Genomic DNA, 16,239 nt, shown 5'->3' with positions numbered 1-16,239 from the left:
TCAATCTTTCCTTATTTTCTTATTCATCTTTCATCATCAGGGTTAATCGGTTTTTCGGCCGGCAATCCATGCCTGGCCCAATGATAGACCGCCATCATTGGCCGGCACTTTTTGCGGCAGAAAAACCTCCAGACCTTCAGTTCTTAATCCCTGACTCAGCCCTTCAGCCAAAATGCGGTTTAAAAAACAACCGCCGCTTAACAAAATTGTATTCACTTTAATTTTCAAAGCCCAGTATAAAACCCATTCCTGAAGCCCCGCAATTAAAGTACCGTGAAAAAGATTGGCGCCTTGTACTGCATCAAGCTTTAAAAGATCATTGAAAAGAGGCAGCATATTGAAACAATCATTCTGTAATTGCCACCCTTCCTTTAAAACTTCAAGTTCACGTACAAGGCTTTCAAGTTCCATCGCCGCCTGCCCTTCGTAGGTTGATACTAAAGTTACTCCTAATAAAGCGCTTGCCGCGTCAAACAAGCGCCCGCAGCTTGTGGTAAAACCGCTGCCTCTGGCATGCTGCTTCAGCCAATGAGCCAAAAGTCCGGCTTGGGGCATGGAAGCAAAACGGGTAGAGATTTCATCATTTCGCCCCAATTGATGCAAAACAGCCGCTGCCATACGCCAGGGTTCGCGGCTGGCAATATCGCCGCCCGGCAGGGCCTGCGGAAAAAAACTGGCCAAACGCTTAAATTCAGTGTTCTCAAGCAGAAGTAATTCTCCGCCCCACGCATGGCCATCCGTTCCATAGCCATATCCATCGAGTGCAAGCCCCAATGCCGGACCTGAAAGATGATGTTCTGCGGCGACTGCTGCAAGATGCGCATGATGATGTTGAACCGGTATGCAGGGAAGTTCAAAATCACGCGCAAGATGCGTTGTATAAAAATCAGGATGCAGGTCACAGGCAAGCCGTTCAATGCGGATAGAGAGCAAATTCTGCAAATGATTTAATGTCTCATGGAAGAAGGCAATGCTTTCTCTGTTATTTAAACTGCCTATGTGCTGGGAAACAAAAGCTTCATCGCCACGGGTGAGGCAGAATGTGTTTTTTAAATGCCCCCCGAGCGCTAATGTGGGCGGCATCACTTCAGGCAATTGAATGGGTTCAGGCACAAATCCCCTGGCGCGGCGGATGAATCGAGGCTTGTTATTTATCAAGCGTACTACAGAATCGTCGGCTCTTGTCATAATCCTGCGGTTATAACTGACAATAATATCCGCAACGCCCTCCAGCCCAAGCTTGGCTTTATCTTCGTCTATTATGATAGGTTCGCCGCCTTGATTGGCGCTGCTGACTACCAATACCCAGGGGTGGAACTTGCCTAACCAGGCAATGCCCTCTGGATAACTTGAAAGTGCGTGAAACAAAAGGTAATGAAAAGGGGTCGAAGGAAGCATCACGCCATATTGATTCAATTTGGGCGCAATTTCTTCTGGCAATAATTCTGCAAGCTTATCCAGCAATACGATAGGACGGGCTCGTGCGCTTAATAACCCCGAGGCTTCGGCATCAACCCTGACAAGCTTTTTTGCACTGTTTAAGTTCAACACCATGACAGCCAATGGCTTATGGTATCGCATTTTTTGAGTACGCAAACGCCGTATTGTTTCTTCATTTCTGGCATCGGCGATAAACTGGTATCCCCCGATTCCTTTAACAGCAAGAATTTTTCCTGCGCTTAAAGCCTGCGCCAGCTCGGCAATTGAATGAGAAAGCTCAGGTCCGCAGTGAGGGCATGCGGTAGGCTGGGCATGATAACGGCGGTTGGACGGCTCACCATAATCATGGCGGCATCCTTCGCATAAGGGAAATTCAGCCATCGCAGTGCGAGCTCTGTCATAAGGAAGTTTCTCCACAAGAGTATAGCGCGGGCCGCATTGCGTGCAGTTTAAAAATGGATAAAGATAATAACGGCTCTGCGGTGTAAAGAGATCCTGAAGACATGCTTTACAAATAGCCGCATCAGGTGAAATTAAGGTACTGGCCTTTCCACCGACGCTTTCCTGGATGGAAAAACCGCTTTCATCCTGAATATAGGGAATGGCGCCAACCTTGATATCCTGAATTCTTGCAAGCGGCGGCAAAGCATCTTTTAACCGCAAGACAAATTCATGGCGGGCTTCGCCCTGAATTTCTATTAAAACACCTTTTTGATTATTTCTTACCCATCCGGTTAAACCCAATTCCTGAGCCACACGATATACATGCGGGCGAAACCCCACTCCCTGAACGACACCCGTAATTAAAATCTGAAGGCGTTCGCCTGTTTGTAAAGCTTCTACCGCCATGAATCTGCCCTTTGCATGCGCGACGATTTCTCTGCCAGCCAATCATACCAGGCAGAAAGGCCTTCTTTGGTTTTAGCGGATAAATTGAGAATCATCATGTCAGGATTAATTCTTTTTGCATATTCCAGACATTTTTTGAGATCAAAATCCACATAGGGCAGCAAGTCCATTTTCGTGATCAACATTAAGTCTGCCCTGCGAAACATATCGGGATATTTCAAAGGCTTGTTATCCCCCTCTGTCACTGAAAGGACAACCACTCTGTGCTGCTCCCCAAGGTTAAAGAGCGCCGGACATACGAGATTGCCAATATTTTCCATAAATAAGATGCTATTTTCTTTAGGTTTTAAATTCAAAAGGCCATGGCTCACCATGTGGGCATCGAGATGGCAGACACGGCCTGTGTTGATTTGCAGGACTTCGATACCTTCCCTGCCTATTTGCAAGGCATCAAAATCGGTTTCCTGATCGCCTGTCAGCACCGCCATGTCGCGCATACCCTTTAAATCAGCCACGGTTTGGCCAATCAGGGTCGTTTTTCCAGAGCCGGGACTCGACATCAAATTTAAAGCGAGGATATTGTTTTTCTGGAAATAAGCTTGATTCTTCAATGCGAATTGTTGATTTTCTGCCAGTAAGTCCTCTTCAATGGCGATCCGTTTCAGCGGGGCATCATGATGCCCATCGTCTTCATGAACATGATGTAAGGCGCTATAAGAGTCACTGCAGCCGCAAATCGCACACATTATTCTACCTCCATATATTTGACCTTCAATTCCTCCCCTTGAAGCACTGTCCAGGAAAAATGGCCGCAGGCACAGCAATCATAATATTGGGCAATCGGCATTTTTTGTTGGCAATGATTGCAGAGGGCAAACCCTTCAACCGGAATTATTTCAAGAACAGCATTTTCCGCAGCAGTCCCCTGGCTGGCAATTTTAAAGGCAAACTTTAGGGATTCATGATCCACACCAGTCAGAAGCCCTGCCTCAAGGGCAATTTTTTTTACTTTAAGCGCTTTGTCTCCTTTGACATGATCATTGATAATATTAATGATATTTTTACATAATGACAGCTCATGCATTCAGCATTCTCCCTTGCAGATGCACCATAGACAAAAAAACAGATTTAAACAAGGACGCTCTATGACCCATCGAACCATATATCCTGTGCCCGAACACTTTGCCAGAAACGCACATATTAATGAATCACAATATCATGCCTTCTATGAACGTTCCATTGCTGAACCTGACGCGTTCTGGGATGAGCAGGCCCGCCGGTTTATCAGTTGGGTTAAGCCCGCCTCCCAGGTTTGCAAAGGCGATTTTACAGCAGGATCTGTCAGGTGGTTTGTAGATGGGCAATTGAATGTCTGTTATAACTGCGTTGACCGGCATCTTGAAACCCGTAAAGATCAAACAGCCATTATCTGGGAAGGAAACAGCCCGGAACAATCACGAACCTTAACTTATGGGGAACTTCATGAGCGGGTCTGCAAATTCGCCAATGTTTTAAAAGGGCAGGGAGTCAAAAAAGGCGACCGGGTCTCAATTTATCTTCCAATGATTCCTGAAGCAGCCATTGCCATGCTTGCCTGCGCGCGAATCGGCGCCATTCATTCCGTGGTGTTTGCGGGCTTCTCGCCCGACTCCTTGAAAATGCGAATAAATGACGCAGATTGCAGCCTGCTTATCACAGCCGATGAGGGCTTGCACGGCGAAAAAACTGTGCCTTTGAAAAAAAACTGTGATGAGGCCCTTAAAGAATGCCCAGGCGTTAAGACAGTCATTGTGGTTCAGCGCACGGGGAACAGCGTTTTCTGGCAGGAAGGCCGTGATCTTTGGTATCACGAACTAATGGACAGGGCCGAAACAGACTGCCCCTGTGAGGTTATGGATGCCAATGATCCCTTATTCATTCTCTATACGTCAGGTTCTACCGGAAAGCCAAAAGGTGTTTTGCATGGCAGCGGCGGATATCTGGTTTATACGGCGATTACCCATCGCTATGTTTTTGATTACCATGACGGAGATATTTACTGGTGCACTGCTGACATCGGCTGGATAACCGGCCATTCCTACCTGGTCTATGGGCCTCTGGCAAATGGCGCAACAACGCTTCTCTTTGAAGGTGTTCCGCAGTTTCCGGATTATGCACGCTACTGGAATATCATCGATAAATATCAAGTCAATATTTTCTATACAGCCCCAACAGCCATCCGCGCACTGCGCAAGCAGGGAGATGGCTGGGTTAAACAAAGCAGCCGCCAAAGCCTGAAGCTGCTTGGATCAGTTGGCGAGCCCATTAACCCTGATGTCTGGGAATGGTATTTTACCGTTGTCGGTGAAAGCCGCTGCCCTGTCGTTGACACCTGGTGGCAAACTGAAACAGGCGGCATTTTAATGGCGCCGCTGCCTGGCACGCAAGCGATGGTACCGGGTTCGGTGTCTCGCCCTTTTTTTGGCATTGTACCTGATGTGGTGGACGATAAGGGCATGCCTGTACCGCCGGGTCAGCGCGGCAGGCTTGTCATCAAAAAGCCCTGGCCCGGTATGATGCTTACGATTTATGGAGACCATAAACGCTTCGTCGATGCTTATCTTCTTGAAATCCCGGGCTGTTACCTGACCGGTGACGGTGCATATCGCGATGAAGCCGGCTATTACTGGGTCACGGGGCGCAATGATGATGTGATCATGGTTTCTGGCCACAGGTTGGGCACAGGCGAGCTTGAAAGCGCCCTTCTTTCGCACCCTGCCGTATCTGAAGCTGCCGTCGTAGGGGTTCCCGATCAATTAACCGGCGAAAGCATTTATGCTTTTGTAACGCTTAAAGCGGATATCACCCCTGCCGATGCCTTGAAACAGGAATTGATTCAGCAAGTCAGGGAAAAAATCGGGGCAATTGCCAAGCCACGTACCATTCAATGGGCAGAATCCTTACCCAAAACACGCTCCGGAAAGATCATGCGGCGGATTTTACGTAAAATTGCCCGGGATGATTTAACGGAACTTGGAGATATCTCAACGCTTGCTGATCCAAATGCCGTCAAACGCTTGATTGCAGAAAAAGGAGAAAACCATTAACCATTCATTGCCGGTCTTATTCATGATGGTATTTGCATTGGGTGCCCGCCATGGTTTGGATTTGGATCATATTGCAACCATTGATGCGATTACCCGCGCGATGCGAAAAAATAACCATCTTGCCAGAATGGCCGGATTATTTTTTTCGCTGGGGCACGGGTTCGTGGTGATGGGCATCAGCTTAATCGTTGGCAGCGGTTTTGCCAAAGAAATATTTCCTGCAGCGCTTGAACCCTTGGGGCAGGGAATATCGATCTTTTTTTTGCTGGCTTTTGGCCTATTTACGCTCTGGAATGTTTTGCAAACGAAATCTCACCGGCAGAGCTCAAGCCCTGTCAGTATCTTGCTTGCGAAATATCTCCCCAAACGTTTCAATCCCCTGGCTGTCATCCTGATTGGCACCTTGTTCGCGCTATCGTTTGATACCATAACGCAGGTGGCATTTTTTTCCTTGTCGGCCTCTTTACTGGCAGGCTGGTCTTTCTCCTTGCTTTTGGGCGCAGCATTCACGGCCGGCATGATGATGGCAGACGGATTAAATGGTTTTTTCATGTCAAAATTAATTCAAAAAGCAGATAGCCGCTCCGTTACCGCATCCCGGTTCCTGGGGCTTATCATCGCGGTTTTCAGTTTGGCTTTGGGGATATATGAGTTTTATGAATTCATACTTCCCGCCCTGAATCCATAGCAAACATGGATAACCACCTTAATGCTGTTGAAATAAGGAACAATAATGAAACAAAAAGTTTTTGTAAACCGCATCTTAAATATGAAAAAAATCAAATACATTGGCCTTGATATGGATCATACCCTTATTCGCTACCGCACAGAAAACTTTGAAACCCTGGTTTACAAGCTGGTTATAGAAAATCTGATAAAACACAAAAATTATCCAGAAAGCATTAAACAGTTTAAATTCAATTTTCAAGATGCAATCCGCGGCCTGGTCATTGACAGCAAAAACGGCAATATTTTAAAACTGAGCCGTTATGCAGCCATCCGGCAAAGCTATCATGGCACAAAATCCATCGATTTTTCAGAACAAAAGCAGTTCTACCGCAGTATCTATGTCGATTTAAATGATCCAAACTATATGGCCATAGACACTTCCTTTTCGATTGCCTTTTGTGTTTTATATGGGCAGCTTATCGATTACAAGGATGAACACCCCCATGATTTGCCAAGCTACAGCGTGATTGCGCTGGATGTTTTAAGCGGTGTTGATGAAGTGCATGCTGAAGGGACACTAAAACAGCATATTTGCGATAATCCGGAGCGGTTTATTTACCGTGATCGTGAAGTCGTTGAAGGGTTGAAAAGATATATTCATCATGGGAAAAAAATCTTTATATTAACCAATTCTGAATACCAATATGCCAATCTATTGTTAAATTACGCCTTAACGCCGTATTTAGAGAAAGGGGAGCGTTGGCACGACTTGTTTGAATATGTCATTACCATCGCCAATAAGCCCCGCTTTTTCTATGATGAATACCGTTTTTTACGCGTCAATCCTGAAGACGGGAGCATGACCAATTTCTCAGGCCCCATCACGCCCGGTATTTATCAAGGCGGCTACGCGACAAAATTTACCGAAGATTTGCAATTAACCGGCGATGAAATTTTATATATTGGCGATCATATTTATGGCGATATCCTGCGCTTGAAAAAAGACTGCAACTGGAGAACTGCTCTTGTGGTTGAGGAGCTTGGCAAGGAGATAGCGGCGCAACTTCGAGCCAAACCTATTGAGGAAAAAATTGAATCCGCTATGAAAAGCAAGCGCAAACTAGAAGAACAACACATTGAACTCTATACCAAAAGCATCGAAGAAAACACCAGTCAATACAATGAGGAGCTTGAGTCGCTGCAGACAAAAATTATGGAACTTGATAAGCATATAGCCGGTTTGTTGCAAGCGCATCATGCTTTTTTTAATGCCAAATGGGACAGGGTTTTCCGAACTGGCGCTGAAGAAAGCTATTTCGCCTATCAAGTCGACCGCTATGCCTGCATATACATGGAAAAACTGGCCGATCTCCTGCATCATTCTCCCTTGACTTATTTCAGGGCAACACGAAGACTATTGGTGCATGATATTGAAGCATCAGAACTTTGACAGGCGATGTTTTGGGCTACCCCCCTGGTTTACCCATCTTGTTATTTGGTGCTGGAATACTATATCTTATCTGGATTTAATGGTTTTTTTAAGCATTCTTAATGGGCTATTAAGCATAAGGAGAAAGTATGCAAATTCAAATCAATCCCGGCAACCAGGTGCACGGGTATCAATATGTAGCCAAGGAAATTGAAGCGCAGTTAACCAAAAAGCTGCATCGTTTTGAGGGGTACATCACCCGTATTGAAGTTCATGTAGAGGATGACCATCAAAAAACAGGAGAAAATGACAAACGTTGCCTGCTTGAAGCAAGGCTTAAGCATCATCAACCCGTTGTAGCAAGCGACACAGCCCCCAGTTATAAAGAAGCCATAAACGGCGCAATTGATAAATTAAAACGCGCCCTGGACAGCACTATTGGGCGACTGAGCAATAACGGTTAGTACAAAAACAGTGCCTACGTACGAAAAAATACTTGTCGCCTACATCCCGCGGCTTGTTCGCGAGATGTAGCGATATACATAAATTGATGGATGCTATCAACCAGGCATTGCTGGCGATGGAAAACGACGGCACCTATAAAACCATATATGCAAAATATTTTGGGTGGAACACCCTGTTTCACCCGTTTTACGCTTCGCTAATATGGGCTACACTCGGCGGCTGGCGATAGCTGGCTCAAGATTTAAAGTTTTTTTATCCGGTTGCAGTAACTCGCGGGCTTTATTACTGTCAAATCCTTTATGCCAGGCAGCAATAATAATGGCAGCAACGGTGTTGCCTATCATATTCGTGAGTGCCCGGCCATCCGACATGAAACGATCGATGCTTAAAATCAAGAGCACTCCGGCAACGGGTATCAAATCAAGCGCTGCCAATGAACTGGCTAACACTAAAAATCCGCTGCCGCTCACGCCTGCCGCCCCTTTAGAGCTGATTATCATAATGGCCAGGAGCGAAAGCTGTTGCCAAAAACTCAAATCAATATTGGTTGCCTGGCCGATAAATAATGCAGCAAGCGTTAAATAAATGGCGGTCCCATCGAGGTTAAAGGAATACCCAACCGGCAACACGAGTCCCACGATATTTTTTTCACAGCCAAGGCGCTTAAGCTTTTCCATCAGCATAGGCAGCGCGGTTTCGCTTGATGAAGTTCCCAAAACCAGCCAGAGTTCAGTTTTAATATAACCCAGGAGATGGAATATATTCACCTTGCAATAAGCCTTAAGAATAGTCCCGAGCACCACGAAAATAAATAACAGGCAAGTCATAAAAAAGAGGGCTACAAGGCCAAGTAAATTCAGCAGCGAACTGATGCCATATTGGCCTATGCTGAAAGCCATGGCTGCAAAAGCAGCCAGCGGCGCAAGATACATAATGATTTGGATCATTTTAAAAAATACATCATTTAATATTTTTATGCTCTCTAATAACGGGCTTGCTTTTTCGCCCGCGAGCAATAAGGCAAAGGAAAATAATATCGCAATGAATAATACCTGAACTATTTCCCCCTCAATGAAAGGGCTTAAAAAGGAATGGGGAATGAAATTGAGAACAACACCTTCTGCCTTAGCGCCTTGATGATTAAGCAGATATTGGCTGCCGGCAGCCAACGCGCCCGGTTCAATATTCAAACCTCGCCCTGGCTGCAGCATATTGGCCGCCATGAGTCCGAATGCCAACGCAAGGGTTGTGGTGATAAAAAAATAAAGCAGTGCGGATGCGCCTATTTTTCCCACTTCTTTTATATCCTGCATCGCTGCAATTCCTGAAACAAGCGAGAGAAAGATGATCGGCGCAATGAGCATTTTGATGAGTTTAATGAAGGCATCTGACAGCGGCTTTAAGGAACTGGCAAATTCTGGATAACAGACGCCAAGAACTGCGCCCAAAAGAATTGCTGCCATGACCTGCACATATAATTTTTTTACAAATCCGAGCTTTAATTTGGCCATCCTGTGCACGCATTAAGTGGATTTATCAATACTATAGTACTTAAAAAAGATTAAGCAATTTTGATCCATCACCTGCATTCAGGATATCGACCCGTATTGTGCCTTGCCTATTGGGCTCGCTGCAGTTCGTTGTCTTTGAACTATACTTATTAATGCATGTAATGCCTAAAGTGGAGGTGCATCATGATTCATGTAAACAAGCTCACCGATATGCCAAAGGAAGAGGTGTACGCCATATTGGAAAAATCAGCGGAAAAACTCGTTAACGATGAAGATTTCCGTAAATTTTTTGTTCAAAACCCTCGCGAGGCTCTGGAAAATCTTGGGCTGAAATTCAAAAAAGGCGTTGAGGTTAAATTTGTCGGAAGCCAAAAAGAAATAGATTCCTTGCCGGATAATGTCTTTCCGCTTCTAGTGCCGAAAACTGCTGCCAGTAAAAACCTTTCACCTGAGCAACTGCAGCAAGTCGCTGGAGGAACCTTTATAGATGACGCATTTCAGTGGGGAGGAAAAATCGCAGGTGGAGTTCTTAAACACACCGTTATAGACCCCGCCAAAAATGTTTATAATGGGTTCGTAAATGGTCTTAAGTAAGAGAAACCAGACACCATAGTGAGCAACTGATTAATCAGCTGCTCACCCGAAACTTAAAAAATTCATATCTTTTGACCTCAGTGTCTGAGGATGAGTTTTACTTCGCGGCAACCACTTCCATGCGAAAATTAGCCAAAACGCCGTTATGGAGGTGAATTTCGACTTCGTATTCCCCAACTGAATGCAATGGCCCTTCAGGTAAGGTGAATTAGTTTGGTTGGCTGGACGGGCGGTGGGGGGAGCTATAGACACTGCAAAACAAATTGCAAATACATTCAGCAACGGAGTAAATAATAGATTATCATAATGCATAACCGCAACCCGTATTCAAGAAAGCCTAATACGGGTTGCCGCTCAAATTCCCATATCCGCCAAGCTAAAAGCGCACCTGCTTGCGGCAGTTTAAATAGTATTCGTTTTAGTGTCCTATAATTTGATATAGGCAATAAACAAAGGACTGTTTTATGGCTAATGTAAATGCGCTAAGCATCAACCCCGATATTGTCTGCCTGCTGATTTTAAGAGCGCGCGAGTTCCATGCCAAGGAAGAGGTTTCGATCCCTGAAGACTCGCCTGATACCGAATATGAATATGACTGGGCACAGGTTCTGGCCGACCACCAGGATGACCTGACTTATCTTGAAATTAAAAATGCGATAGGCTCTCTTGAGCCTTCCCTGCAAACAGAGCTGCTCGCCCTCATGTACCTTGGCCGCGGCGATTTTGACGATTGGCAGGCAGCAAAAGATGCCGCCAGAGACAATATGCCTGTTAATTTTGTAGATTATTTATTGGCACATCCTTTTCTGCCCGATTACCTTGAAAAAGGGCTCGATATGCTGAATATCCCCTGTGATGATTTTGAGCTGAAATCAGGGTAACGGGGTCAATCAGACGCAGGTTGGGCCTTGGCCCAACGCGAGCCCAATCAGGATGAAGCAGCGCCATGGGATAATGAATTATTCAGTAATCTGATAAATTCGCGGATAACGATAAAAAACATGCTGTAATCCGCCGAGCCGCTGCTGTGTACCATGGATAATAATTTATTCCATCGTTCAATAATGGCAGGATTCTCGGCCATCCAAGCTTCTATTCTTGTGTCCACCTCGCCTTTGCCGGTACTGGCCATAATGCGCTGCGTCAGGGTGCGCTGCGCCAAATCGAGCTCATCGCGCAGTGAAAGCTTGGCAAGCTGGTTCCAGTAGCCTTCCCGTGTATCGCTTGCCATTTGATCGCGAAACCACAAAAGATTCAACCGCTCGCCTGCGGCAAAATAGAATCTTGCGGTTTGTTCCATATCCAGCTTGTGGGTTCTTGCCACTTCAATGATGTTTAAAGTGGTGTAGATGGCACGATAGGCAGCAATGCGCTGGGCAGTGGCCCTTGAAAGCCCCGCATTTTGGAATTGTTCGGTCAGGGTTTCGAGATAATGTTGTGTCACCCCGCCCATCAGCTCGGGAATTAACTGTTCAAGCGCCCTGATTTTTTGGCTGTATTCCTTGATCAATGGCTGGATCTCGCCTTGCAGGCGGTTGTTTTGCAGAAACCACCGGGTGGATAAGGCAATCAGGGTGCGGATGTTTTTTACCATATCAAACTGTTCAGCCAGAGAAATTTGATAATCAAGAGACTGAATCGTGTTCAGCAACTCTTTCGTTGAAAAAATTTCAGAAGCGACAGTATAGGCCCGAATGATATCAGCAACTGACGCGCCTGTTTCCATCCCTGTCTTGAAAATAAACGTGATTCCCATATTGTTCACCACGCTATTGGCAAGCTGGGTTGCAATGATATCGCGCTTTAATTGATGTTCCCTTAAAGGCTCTTTGTATTTTTTACCAATTAATTTTGGAAATGCAGTTTCCAGTTGAAGGGCGAGGTATGGATCCTCAACAAGCGTGGAATTTAAGATATCATTTTTTAGGTGGATCTTGGTATAGGCAAGAAGAACGGCAAGTTCCGGCCGAGTGAGCCCCTGACCTGCCGCCTTACGCTCCATCAGCTGCTTGTTTTGAGGCAAATACTCGACTTCGCGATTAAGAATATTTTGTGACTCAAGCTCTTTTAGATAGTCGGCATGTAAGCCTATCTCTTCCCTGGCCATAAAACCCGCATAACTTAAAGCCAATGCCTGGTAATAATTGTTGGCCAGCACCAAATCCCCTATTTCTGAAGTAAGCGACGCCAGCAATTTGTTACGGGCTTTTAGCGATAATTTGCCGTTTCGCGTTTCTTGATTCAATAATATTTTTAAGTTCACTTCATGGTCAGAACAATCCACTCCTCCTGAATTATCAATAAAATCGGTATTAACAAGGCCGCCATTCAACGCAAATTCAACCCGCCCCAACTGGGTGAAGCCCAAATTGCCGCCTTCACAGGCTATTTTACAGCGAAGCTCGCTGCCGTTGACGCGGCAGCGATCATTGGCGCGGTCGCCAACATCCGCATGGCTTTCTTTTGATGATTTGACATAAGTGCCAATGCCCCCATTAAATAACAAATCCACAGGGGCTTTCAGGATGGCTCGGATTAATTCATCAGGGGTCAACGAATCGCTTTTGACGTCGAGCGCTTTTTTCATTTCCGGAGTAAGCGCAATTGCTTTGAGGGTACGTTTAAAAACACCGCCGCCTTTTGAAATCAAACTGGAATCATAATCTTCCCAGGACGAGGAAGGAAGTTGAAATAAACGCTTTCGTTCCTCAAATGAAATTTTTGGGTCGGGATTCGGGTCGATAAAAATATGCCTGTGATCAAAAGCTGCAATTAATCGAATGTTATCTGAATAAAGCATGCCATTGCCAAACACATCGCCGCTCATATCGCCAATGCCTGCAACGGTAAATATTGACTGTTCAGGGTCAATTTCCAGTTCCCTAAAATGCCTTTTCGCCGACTCCCAGGCACCGCGTGCGGTAATTCCCATTTTTTTATGATCATATCCTGCCGAACCGCCGGAAGCGAAGGCATCGCCCAGCCAAAAACCGTATTCTTCCGCAATGCTGTTGGCAAGGTCAGAAAACGTGGCGGTTCCCTTATCAGCCGCCACTACCAGATAGGGGTCTGAAGCATCATGACAGACAACATCTTTGGGAGGGATGGTTTTTTCTTCGCGGACATTATCGGCTAAATCAAGAAGGCCGCGGATAAAAAGGCCATAGCAGGCAGCCACTTCTTTCTGAAGCGCTTCCTTCAAAGGGCTCTTGGGCAAATGCTTTAAGGTAAAGCCGCCTTTAGCGCCAGTAGGCACGATGACCGAGTTCTTGACTACCTGCGCCTTCATCAGCCCCAAAATTTCCGTGCGGTAGTCTTCCAAGCGGTCAGACCAGCGGAGCCCGCCGCGCGCTACCTTGCCATACCGCAAATGTATGCCCTCAAACCGTGCGGAATAGACAAACGTTTCATACATTGGCACGGGCAAAGGCATATCAGGTATGCTTCGCGAATTAAACTTAAAGGAAAGATATGTTTTGGGCGCGCCGTTTTCATCCACTTGATAGTAATTGGTGCGCAAGGTTGCCTTAATTAGACAAAGCAGCCTCCTGATAATGGTATCTTCATCCAGTTCAGGTATCAGTTCCAGCCTGGCAAGAATCTCTTGTTCTGCTTGATTGATTTTGGCGGCCGGCAAATTCTTTTTAGGGTCATGCATCAGTTTGAAAAACTGAATGAGATCTTCGACAAGGGCCAGATTTTTGGTGAGCGCGCGTTCAATATACAGCTGGCTGTAAGGGAAGCGAATTTGATGTAAATATTTGGCGTAAGCCCGCAAAATATTTGCCTCACGCCAGGAAAGTGAAGCGCCTAATATCAGTTTGTTAAACCCGTCATTTTCAGCCTGTCCGAAATAAACACGCGCAAACGCTTCCTCAAACAGCAGTTGGATTTTCTGAAGCTTTAAATCCTGAAGTTTGGTTTCCAGGGAGAAATCGTTAATCCAGATGGTTTCACGACCGCGAATGATTTTGTAAGGATGTTCAGTATGGGTGCGAAGATCAAAATTCTCAAGCATCGGCAATACATCGGATAAAGGCACAGGCCTTTGCCACTGAAATAACTTAAGGTGCAGCCTGTTTTTTTCTTCTTTGGGCAGGTGATAAAATTTTAAAGCAAGAGTATTTTTTTCAGATACTTCTTCAAGAAAAGCAATATCTTGACTGGCAGTTTCAGGATCATAATCTTCACAGTAGCCCGCCGGAAAACTTTCCGCATACTTCTTAAAGAGACCGCCCCCCTTCTCTTGTCCCAGTTTCTCAGCCAATTTTACCTGAAGACTTGCCTTCCACTCTTTCATCTTATACTCCTTGAGCCTTTATACCGTGTATACTTTTACCTTGTGCACCCTTCCTTTCACGCTAATTTCACCGAGCTCCCTAAACTGAAAGGCAGAATGATCTGCTGCAATATACGTATATTCGCTGATGATGATATCGGCATTTAATTCCTTGGAAGCGCTTTCAATTCTTGAGGCAAGATTAACTGTATCGCCAATTGCGGTATATTCCATATGTATATCCGTTCCAATATTGCCTACGATTGCGCTGCCAGTATTAATGCCTATGCCAATAGCTATTTTCGTTTTGAGTTTTTCTTCCCATTGTTCATTAAATGGCTTAAGCACATCCCGGATCTGGATGGCAGCTTCAATGGCGTGATCCTCCTGATAGGGATCATCCTGGGGTGTGCCGAATATGGCCAAAAATCCATCGCCAAGATATTTATCCAATATGCCTTCATGAGAAATGATAATTTCAATAATGCGTTCAAAAAAATCATTTAAAAAATTAACCACTTCTTCAGGCTTAATTCGTTCTGAAATGGCAGTGAAATTACGAATATCACAGATAAGAATAGTCACTTTGCGCCGTTCGCTTGAGAGTTGCGGAAGCTCTCCCGTGTCCAGTATCCTTTCAGCCAATGCATGAGACACGTATCGGGTAAGGCTTGCCTGCAGCATATCACGCTGCCTAAGACCCTGCGTCATTTTATTGATGATTTCTGCAACTTCCGCAAATTCATCTCTGGTGCGAATTTCCAAATGACCGCTCAGATCGCCTTCGCTGATTTTTTTCAAAGCTGCGGTAATTTTGAATAAAGGCCTGTTAAACCAGCGTAACAACAACCAACCAATCAGCATGGCCAGCAGTATTGTTGCCGTAAATAAAGCAAATCCCGCAATAAGCAGCCCGTGAAACCGGCCGGCAACCTCCTCGGCATTGATGTCTACACGGATGCTGCCCGCATATTCACCCTCCGGCGTACGGATTGGATAACTGGCGCTTAGCCAATGCCCCCATATATCTTCAATAAATTCGGGCAGTATGCTTGGTTTGCCGTAATCAATCGGCAGGGGTTTTCCTGAAGCCGTTTTAAATTTTACAATAGTGCCTAATTTTGTTTTTTCCGCGCCCTCTTCTTCCGCGTCTACCCCGAAACGCAGTATTTCCGGATTTTTGGCATCGGGAAATAGGGTATAAATAAAATTTACATACGCGTCATCGCGCCGATTGGCATCGCGAACCTTGCGTAATTTGGCCTCGAGCTCCTGATATAAGGGAGAATATTCCGAAGTATGGACATTGATTTTCTGATATTGTTCTACATCTATGAGCGCGGCTGTCGTGGCCGCTATGGATAAGGCTGTTGAGCCAACTTCTTGATAAAGGGATTTTTTGCCATAAAGATATGCCAGCAGTAAAAAAGCCCCGTTTGATATCAATACGGCAAACAATAAGCTAACCATCAGCTTGGTTCGGAATTTCATCCCATCCCCTACAAATGATGCTTTTTTCATAAGTATTGGATATGGATGATGCGATGTAAAGCAAAACCAAATCCGACAGCGGTGCCCAAGCCTGTTCTTTCTACTTACGCACTACGATGTCATTTTGAACATATTTAACGCCATTGATTTTCCCTGCCAGTTCCGCTGCTGTATCACTTTGACGAATGGTTTTAACATACCCGCTGAGATATACCACCCCATTTGCAACTTCAACATGAAGAGGTGCATCTCTTAAGAGCTTATGATTTCGTAAAGTTTCACTGACTGCAGCCTGAAGAGATTCATCGCTGGACTGCAAGGGAAAATTGAATATCCCGCCGGCAGCATTATAGCCTTGACAGCCCATCAATAACGTAAAAATCATTGTTAAAAATAACTTTCGAAATAAATTGATTCTCATTTTTT

The 16,239-nt window shown here is 45.3% G+C and carries 13 protein-coding genes and 1 pseudogene; 6 read left to right on the top strand and 8 right to left on the bottom strand.

What is annotated here, in order from left to right:
• Positions 1-42: 42 nt before the first annotated feature.
• From hypF to hypA, 3 genes are read right to left on the bottom strand one after another with little or no spacing between them, the layout of a single operon-like run.
• Positions 43-2,289: a carbamoyltransferase HypF gene (hypF, locus tag Llon_RS00565; RefSeq protein ID WP_058528129.1), complete on the bottom strand. Its 2,247-nt coding sequence runs from the start codon at positions 2,287-2,289 to the stop codon at positions 43-45.
• On the bottom strand, positions 2,280-3,035 hold the full coding sequence (gene hypB / locus Llon_RS00560) for a hydrogenase nickel incorporation protein HypB (RefSeq protein WP_058528128.1): 756 nt from the start codon (positions 3,033-3,035) through the stop codon (positions 2,280-2,282). Before hypB ends, hypF begins: the two co-directional genes overlap by 10 nt.
• A complete protein-coding gene (gene hypA / locus Llon_RS00555) occupies positions 3,035-3,373 on the bottom strand; it encodes a hydrogenase maturation nickel metallochaperone HypA (RefSeq protein ID WP_058528127.1) in 339 nt (112 codons plus the stop codon). Before hypA ends, hypB begins: the two co-directional genes overlap by 1 nt.
• A 61-nt stretch (positions 3,374-3,434) precedes the next feature.
• Between hypA and acs the strand changes: the two genes are divergently transcribed.
• From acs to Llon_RS00535, 4 genes are all read left to right on the top strand, one after another.
• Positions 3,435-5,375 carry an acetate--CoA ligase gene (gene acs / locus Llon_RS00550; RefSeq protein WP_058528126.1) on the top strand — a complete coding sequence of 647 codons (1,941 nt, stop codon included), beginning with the start codon at positions 3,435-3,437 and terminating at the stop codon, positions 5,373-5,375.
• A 22-nt stretch (positions 5,376-5,397) separates the two neighbouring features.
• Positions 5,398-6,063 (top strand): HoxN/HupN/NixA family nickel/cobalt transporter, encoded by a 666-nt coding sequence (locus Llon_RS00545; protein ID WP_174221662.1) that lies wholly within the window; start codon positions 5,398-5,400, stop codon positions 6,061-6,063.
• 45 nt (positions 6,064-6,108) lie between these two features.
• A complete protein-coding gene (locus Llon_RS00540; protein WP_412754089.1) occupies positions 6,109-7,494 on the top strand; it encodes an HAD-IG family 5'-nucleotidase in 1,386 nt (461 codons plus the stop codon).
• Between the two features lie 128 nt (positions 7,495-7,622).
• Positions 7,623-7,937 (top strand): HPF/RaiA family ribosome-associated protein, encoded by a 315-nt coding sequence (locus Llon_RS00535; protein ID WP_058528124.1) that lies wholly within the window; start codon positions 7,623-7,625, stop codon positions 7,935-7,937.
• A gap of 207 nt (positions 7,938-8,144) precedes the next feature.
• Here Llon_RS00535 and dctA read toward each other — a convergent pair whose 3' ends face one another.
• Entirely contained in the window at positions 8,145-9,449 is a 1,305-nt protein-coding gene (dctA, locus tag Llon_RS00530; RefSeq protein ID WP_058528123.1) for a C4-dicarboxylate transporter DctA, read from the bottom strand.
• A 183-nt stretch (positions 9,450-9,632) separates the two neighbouring features.
• On the opposite strand from dctA, the gene Llon_RS00525 reads away from it, so the two are divergent.
• Complete coding sequence (locus tag Llon_RS00525) at positions 9,633-10,043, top strand: hypothetical protein (protein ID WP_058528122.1); 411 nt, start codon at positions 9,633-9,635, stop codon at positions 10,041-10,043.
• A gap of 97 nt (positions 10,044-10,140) precedes the next feature.
• On the opposite strand, the pseudogene Llon_RS11880 reads toward Llon_RS00525, so the two are convergent.
• Positions 10,141-10,236, bottom strand: a pseudogene (locus tag Llon_RS11880) (50S ribosomal L9 C-terminal domain-containing protein); the annotation flags it as partial.
• Positions 10,237-10,507: 271 nt separating this feature from the next.
• Here Llon_RS11880 and Llon_RS00520 point away from each other — a divergent pair.
• Positions 10,508-10,924 (top strand): DUF3775 domain-containing protein, encoded by a 417-nt coding sequence (locus Llon_RS00520; protein WP_058528121.1) that lies wholly within the window; start codon positions 10,508-10,510, stop codon positions 10,922-10,924.
• Positions 10,925-10,971: 47 nt separating this feature from the next.
• On the opposite strand, the gene Llon_RS00515 is transcribed toward Llon_RS00520, so the two are convergent.
• The 3 genes from Llon_RS00515 to Llon_RS00505 form a co-directional block, all read right to left on the bottom strand.
• A complete protein-coding gene (locus Llon_RS00515; protein WP_058528120.1) occupies positions 10,972-14,343 on the bottom strand; it encodes an NAD-glutamate dehydrogenase in 3,372 nt (1,123 codons plus the stop codon).
• Positions 14,344-14,361: 18 nt separating this feature from the next.
• Entirely contained in the window at positions 14,362-15,813 is a 1,452-nt protein-coding gene (locus Llon_RS00510) for an adenylate/guanylate cyclase domain-containing protein (RefSeq protein ID WP_058528119.1), read from the bottom strand.
• Positions 15,814-15,913: 100 nt separating this feature from the next.
• Positions 15,914-16,234 (bottom strand): BON domain-containing protein, encoded by a 321-nt coding sequence (locus Llon_RS00505; protein WP_058528118.1) that lies wholly within the window; start codon positions 16,232-16,234, stop codon positions 15,914-15,916.
• Positions 16,235-16,239 lie beyond the last annotated feature (5 nt).

It is taken from the genome of Legionella londiniensis (assembly GCF_001467825.1).
Lineage (GTDB): Bacteria > Pseudomonadota > Gammaproteobacteria > Legionellales > Legionellaceae > Legionella_A > Legionella_A londiniensis.
This window is presented reverse-complemented; position numbering and strand designations above follow the sequence as displayed.

Excerpts from the sequence above, each read along its gene's own strand:
- hypF (WP_058528129.1), bottom strand. The coding sequence starts at position 2,289 with ATGGCGGTAGAAGCTTTACAAACAGGCGAACGCCTTCAGATTTTAATT.
- hypB (WP_058528128.1), bottom strand. The coding sequence starts at position 3,035 with ATGTGTGCGATTTGCGGCTGCAGTGACTCTTATAGCGCCTTACATCAT.
- hypA (WP_058528127.1), bottom strand. The coding sequence starts at position 3,373 with ATGCATGAGCTGTCATTATGTAAAAATATCATTAATATTATCAATGAT.
- acs (WP_058528126.1), top strand. The coding sequence starts at position 3,435 with ATGACCCATCGAACCATATATCCTGTGCCCGAACACTTTGCCAGAAAC.
- Llon_RS00545 (WP_174221662.1), top strand. The coding sequence starts at position 5,398 with ATGATGGTATTTGCATTGGGTGCCCGCCATGGTTTGGATTTGGATCAT.
- Llon_RS00540 (WP_412754089.1), top strand. The coding sequence starts at position 6,109 with ATGAAACAAAAAGTTTTTGTAAACCGCATCTTAAATATGAAAAAAATC.
- Llon_RS00535 (WP_058528124.1), top strand. The coding sequence starts at position 7,623 with ATGCAAATTCAAATCAATCCCGGCAACCAGGTGCACGGGTATCAATAT.
- dctA (WP_058528123.1), bottom strand. The coding sequence starts at position 9,449 with ATGGCCAAATTAAAGCTCGGATTTGTAAAAAAATTATATGTGCAGGTC.
- Llon_RS00525 (WP_058528122.1), top strand. The coding sequence starts at position 9,633 with ATGATTCATGTAAACAAGCTCACCGATATGCCAAAGGAAGAGGTGTAC.
- Llon_RS00520 (WP_058528121.1), top strand. The coding sequence starts at position 10,508 with ATGGCTAATGTAAATGCGCTAAGCATCAACCCCGATATTGTCTGCCTG.
- Llon_RS00515 (WP_058528120.1), bottom strand. The coding sequence starts at position 14,343 with ATGAAAGAGTGGAAGGCAAGTCTTCAGGTAAAATTGGCTGAGAAACTG.
- Llon_RS00510 (WP_058528119.1), bottom strand. The coding sequence starts at position 15,813 with ATGAAATTCCGAACCAAGCTGATGGTTAGCTTATTGTTTGCCGTATTG.
- Llon_RS00505 (WP_058528118.1), bottom strand. The coding sequence starts at position 16,234 with ATGAGAATCAATTTATTTCGAAAGTTATTTTTAACAATGATTTTTACG.